A 2,705-nucleotide genomic window follows, 5' to 3' on the forward strand; every position below is an offset into this window, starting at 1 on the left:
CGAGGTAAGACCGCATCGAAGCTTACGCTTCGAGATTCTGGAAACTCCAGAGCAGGCATTTGTCAGGAAGATGAAAAAGGAGGCTTAATAAACATGAAACGAATTAAGCTATCGAAGGGAAATACTTTCAGGATAGCACATTCAACATCGCAACCCATAGATTTAAAAACCCCTTTCTATTAGCAAGCTTATACGCTTCGGCGTAAATACACAGAAAGGTGAAAGTACATATGAATGGAGATTATGAAAGAGGGTTCCGAGGCAACCAAACAGCCCCGGTAAATGTCGGCGACGAGCTTGAAGTCAAGATTGAGGCAGTCGGCGAAAAAGGAGATGGCATCGCAAAGAAGAACGGATTTGTTTTGTTCGTCCCGAACACAAACGAAGGCGACGAAGTCAAAATCCGGGTCACTAAAGTCCTGCGAAAGGTAGGCTTTGCTGAAGTCATCGGGAAGTCCGAAGGGAAGTCCGAGAAATCAGAAGAGCCAGAAGAGGGCGAATCACAGTCCGAATCACAGCCCGAAGCAGAGTCCGAAGAAGAGCCAGAAGACTCCGAAGATTTCGGCGATGAAGAAGCGAAAGATTAATTCTATCTTTTTTTATACTTTTCTTTCTTTCCGCTACATATGAGACTCTTCATAGCCATAGACGTGCCTGACGCATTCAATGCCTCCCTCAAAGACATCCAAGCCTCATTAGAAGGCCCGGGCCGCTTAATTCTCCCAAAGGCATTTCATCTTACCTTAAAATTCCTTGGAGACGTCTCTGAAGAAAGATACCTCCATATCCAACCCATTCTCAGAAGTGTCAAATTCAGGCAATTTCCGCTCACAACCTCTTCCCTCGGTGTTTTTCCTTCAGAATCCTACCTCCAGGTCATCTGGCTCGGCTTTGAGCCCTCTCAACCCTTGGCAAAGCTCCAGAAAGAGATCTCCAAAGCCCTGGAATCCTACTATCCTCACGAAAAGAATTTCATCCCCCACATCACCCTTGCAAGGGTAAAATCAGTCCAGGACAAGCCAAAGCTTCTTGAAAAACTAAAAACACCGGTTCCTCCAATGTCGTGGGAAGCCACAGACATCAAGCTCTGCCGCTCCATCCTCACTCCGAATGGCCCGGAATACACTGAGTTAATGTCATTAATCTCTAAATAATCATAACTCCCAATAAAGAAAGAATTAAAACTAATCAGATTGAAAACCCAATAAAGTCGGATTAATAAATTAGTAAATACTAACTCAATAAAAACCAGCACCTTTTTAAATCCTGTGGGTTTTCTTCCAGTATTACCGACCCAGCTCCAATTCTGCGGAGCATGGAGTGCTGTCTGAGGTAAAAAAAATGACAGAACAGTTTTTGATTGCTCAGGACATTTACCTAAAGTCAGGAATCCACATCGGGACAAAATTCAGGACGAAGTACATGGAAAAATTCATCTACAAAACACGCCCCGATGGCCTCTCAGTCCTTAATCTCCAAAAAATAGATGAGCGTATACGCTTGGCAGCAAAACTCCTCAGCCAATATACTCCTGAAGATGTGCTCATTGTCAGCAAGCGAGAGAATGGATGGAAAGCAGTCCGGGCATTCGGAAAGGCTACGGGCTGCAAATTCTTCGCAGGAAGATACCCGCCGGGCATCATGACCAATCCCCAGCTTGAGAGCTATATCGAGCCGAAGATCCTTCTTGCAACCGATGCATGGCCTGACAGGAACGCAATCAAAGATTCCCTTAAGGCAGGAATCCCCGTCATAGCATTATGCGACACAAACAACCAGGCAAACGACATCGACCTTGTAGTTCCCTGCAATAACAAGGGAAAGAAATCCCTTGGATTGTTCTTCTGGTTATTGGGCCGTGAATATCTGCAGCACCGGGGCGTACTCAAAAAAGACGAGGAGCTTCCAATGCCTCTTGAGGACTTTACAGAAGAGTAGCTAAAAAAACCTGAAGCCTCCTTCCTTTGTTCCGATAATCCCTCCCTCCACAATCTTAAATGCAATTTCCTGGTCTTCTGGAAGGGAACGGTGCTTCTTAAGGATAGCCCTTCGGTTGCCAGAAGGAGTAATCTGCAGCTCAATCAGGCACTTGCTCCAGTATTTCATGATGTCTCCCCCAACCATATTCACCGTATCCCTGTCATCAAAGTTTGAATAGACCTGATTCGTAATCAGGACAGGAATATTCATCTTCCTTGCAAGGACAGAAAGGTAGGAGATTTGCCTTCCAAGCTCCCTGTTGATCTCATAGACCTCCTCAGATTTCCCAAGCTCAAGGCGATAAAGCATAGCAATCGTATCAACAACAACAAGCCCGATTGCATTGCTCATCTGCTCCTTCAGCTTCTGGAAAGCTTTTTTCTGCTCCTGGAATGTGGCAGGCTTCAGGAATACTATTTTATCCAGCACTTTCTTGGAATCCGGAGCTATCTGCTCAAGCCTCTCAACAGAAAACCCGCCTTCTGTGTCCACATACACTATCTTCTTCCCAGACCTTGCAACGCAAAGCGAGCACAGTAGACATAAGGTTGTTTTGCCGCTGCCGGCAGGCCCGTACACTGTAGAAATAATATCGCGCTCATATCCTCCATGCAGCATCCGATCAAGAATCTTGGATCCTGTAGGAATCCTCTCCATATCCTGGCGATCAGAAGATTCTATAAATGCCTTACTAAAGGCTTATAAATCTTTACGGGATACAAACC

At 45.4% G+C, this 2,705-nt stretch carries 5 protein-coding genes; 4 read left to right on the plus strand and 1 reads right to left on the minus strand.

All coding sequences use genetic code 11. The annotated features are described in order from the left end of the window. The 4 genes from VJB08_05805 to rpsB all read left to right on the plus strand — a co-directional run. Positions 1 to 183 (plus strand): hypothetical protein (locus VJB08_05805; GenBank protein HLD43468.1); only part of this gene is annotated, 183 nt, incomplete at its 5' end. Between the two features lie 47 nt (positions 184 to 230). Continuing rightward, positions 231 to 587 carry a TRAM domain-containing protein gene (locus VJB08_05810; protein HLD43469.1) on the plus strand — a complete coding sequence of 119 codons (357 nt, stop codon included), beginning with the start codon at positions 231 to 233 and terminating at the stop codon, positions 585 to 587. A 39-nt stretch (positions 588 to 626) separates the two neighbouring features. Then, positions 627 to 1,154 (plus strand): RNA 2',3'-cyclic phosphodiesterase, encoded by a 528-nt coding sequence (gene thpR, locus VJB08_05815; GenBank protein ID HLD43470.1) that lies wholly within the window; start codon positions 627 to 629, stop codon positions 1,152 to 1,154. Between the two features lie 187 nt (positions 1,155 to 1,341). Next, positions 1,342 to 1,938, plus strand: a complete 597-nt coding sequence (gene rpsB, locus VJB08_05820; protein HLD43471.1) for a 30S ribosomal protein S2 — start codon at positions 1,342 to 1,344, stop codon at positions 1,936 to 1,938. Here the strand turns inward: rpsB and radB are convergent, their stop codons facing one another. Beyond that, a complete protein-coding gene (gene radB, locus VJB08_05825; GenBank protein ID HLD43472.1) occupies positions 1,939 to 2,661 on the minus strand; it encodes a DNA repair and recombination protein RadB in 723 nt (240 codons plus the stop codon). Positions 2,662 to 2,705: the final 44 nt, after the last annotated feature.

The organism is Candidatus Nanoarchaeia archaeon, from assembly GCA_035290625.1.
GTDB lineage: Archaea > Nanobdellota > Nanobdellia > Woesearchaeales > DATDTY01 > DATDTY01.

Excerpts from the sequence above, each read along its gene's own strand:
- VJB08_05810 (HLD43469.1), top strand. The coding sequence starts at position 231 with ATGAATGGAGATTATGAAAGAGGGTTCCGAGGCAACCAAACAGCCCCG.
- thpR (HLD43470.1), top strand. The coding sequence starts at position 627 with ATGAGACTCTTCATAGCCATAGACGTGCCTGACGCATTCAATGCCTCC.
- rpsB (HLD43471.1), top strand. The coding sequence starts at position 1,342 with ATGACAGAACAGTTTTTGATTGCTCAGGACATTTACCTAAAGTCAGGA.